Origin of the sequence: Gemmobacter lanyuensis, from assembly GCF_014652355.1 — a bacterium.
GTDB classification, from domain to species: domain Bacteria; phylum Pseudomonadota; class Alphaproteobacteria; order Rhodobacterales; family Rhodobacteraceae; genus Gemmobacter; species Gemmobacter lanyuensis.
This window is the reverse complement of record NZ_BMYQ01000039.1, coordinates 1-1,502: the sequence shown is the minus strand read 5'-3', so window position 1 is coordinate 1,502 and position 1,502 is coordinate 1. Positions and strand designations below refer to the sequence as shown.

Below are 1,502 nucleotides of genomic sequence, written 5' to 3'. Positions count from 1 at the left end.
CGCTCTCGCGGCCACCGTCATGTTCTGGCTGTGAAAATCAATGAGTCTGGAGCCTAGCCTTCGTTGCGCACCACTTGCAGTGACACAGACGACACGCCAACTTGGACGAAAGACGAAAAGGAGCACAGATGATGCTCTCAGGTGACAAGGAGAGGCAACGGATGACTACTGGCCCCGGCGGGGTTGATCTCTTCAAGACCGAGGTAGCGTGCAGTTACCGTGGGGAAAGCTACCTTGTCCGAGACAACGGTGCTGTCTTTCGCTGCGCTCGGGAGGGACAGCGAAAGCGACCGCTTGACGAAATTTGGACGTTCGGCACTCCAAGCGATCATGATGGCTACATGGCGCTTGCCAGCCACAAACTGCATAGGGTCGTTGCGACTGCTTTCCACGGCGAGCAACCAAGCAAGAGCCATGTAGTCGATCATATCGACACCAATCGCCGCAACAATCGGCCTGAGAACCTACGATGGGTCACTCGGCTTGAGAACATCTTACTGAATCCCATTACGGCAAAGCGTATCGAGTACCTCTATGGCAGTATAGAGCAGTTCCTGGCTGATCCACAGAACCCCAAGAACGGTTCATTGACCCCAGACTTCGAGTGGATGCGAACAGTTACCGCCGCAGAGGCTGAATACAGCCGCCAACGAGTATTGGCTTGGGCGGAGGCCGACCGACAAAAAGGTGGTGGCAAGTTAGGTGACTGGATATTTGGACGCGGATCAACCCCAGTGGAAGAACCAAGCCCGCCGTTGGTCGCCTCAAAAACCCCGGGTGCGATGCAGCGCAACTGGCAAGTACCGGCTGAGTTCCCCTTATGCCCGGATACGACGGCCATCGCGCCACTGGCAACATACCTTGAACGTTTAACCAAAGGTGCAATCGCAGTCATTTCCCCGTGGGGTGAGACAAAGGTTGGGGATGTTGCGATGTTAACGGGCGGAAACGCAATTTGCTTGCTTGGCGAGCACGGCGAAGACTCGATAAAGCCGTGGTCAATCGCTCAAATTACCTTTGAGGATGGTCAGTTTGTGCATGAGAGCCAAGGCACGTTCTTTATGCGTGATGGAGCCGAGAAAGCTTTCGCGCTGGCACAGGGCCTGCCATGGGACGGCGGTGAGGTGTTTGACGATTACTGCTAATCCATGTGCGAGAGTCGACCCACGTCACACTCAGGAATTGCTAATAGGCTCCACACACTGTGGAAATGTTCGTCAGGCCCGCGCCAAACTCTTGAGCATGTGTTGCGAGGACTCCGCCGCCACCTCCCACGCTGTAGGGTCCATGACAGGGACCAGCATGAGGCCCGAAGTTTTCACAAGATTGAGGGCTGCTTGCTTGCTCGCCGCATCGCGGGCCGAGATCAGTTTGAACAGACGATCAAACGCTTTCGCCGCGTGATCGGACTCAGCGCGATTAATGTCCGGCATACCCATATAGTTTGTAAGCGGGAAGCTGAGGCCGTTCAGGTCCGGTAGTTCCAGGGCATGAGGGCGTCG

At 55.8% G+C, this 1,502-nt stretch carries 2 protein-coding genes; one reads left to right on the top strand and one right to left on the bottom strand.

Translation table 11 applies throughout. The annotated features are described in order from the left end of the window. The first annotated feature begins 341 nt into the window (after positions 1-341). Positions 342-1,145 (top strand): HNH endonuclease signature motif containing protein, encoded by an 804-nt coding sequence (locus tag IE101_RS19620; RefSeq protein ID WP_229804338.1) that lies wholly within the window; start codon positions 342-344, stop codon positions 1,143-1,145. Between the two features lie 72 nt (positions 1,146-1,217). Here the strand turns inward: IE101_RS19620 and IE101_RS19615 are convergent. Continuing rightward, positions 1,218-1,502: hypothetical protein (locus tag IE101_RS19615; RefSeq protein WP_189635516.1), on the bottom strand; the 285-nt coding region annotated here is incomplete at its 5' end.

What these genes read in the sequence shown, in the direction of transcription:
- IE101_RS19620 (WP_229804338.1), top strand. Translation starts at nt 342, where the DNA reads ATGGCGCTTGCCAGCCACAAACTGCATAGGGTCGTTGCGACTGCTTTC.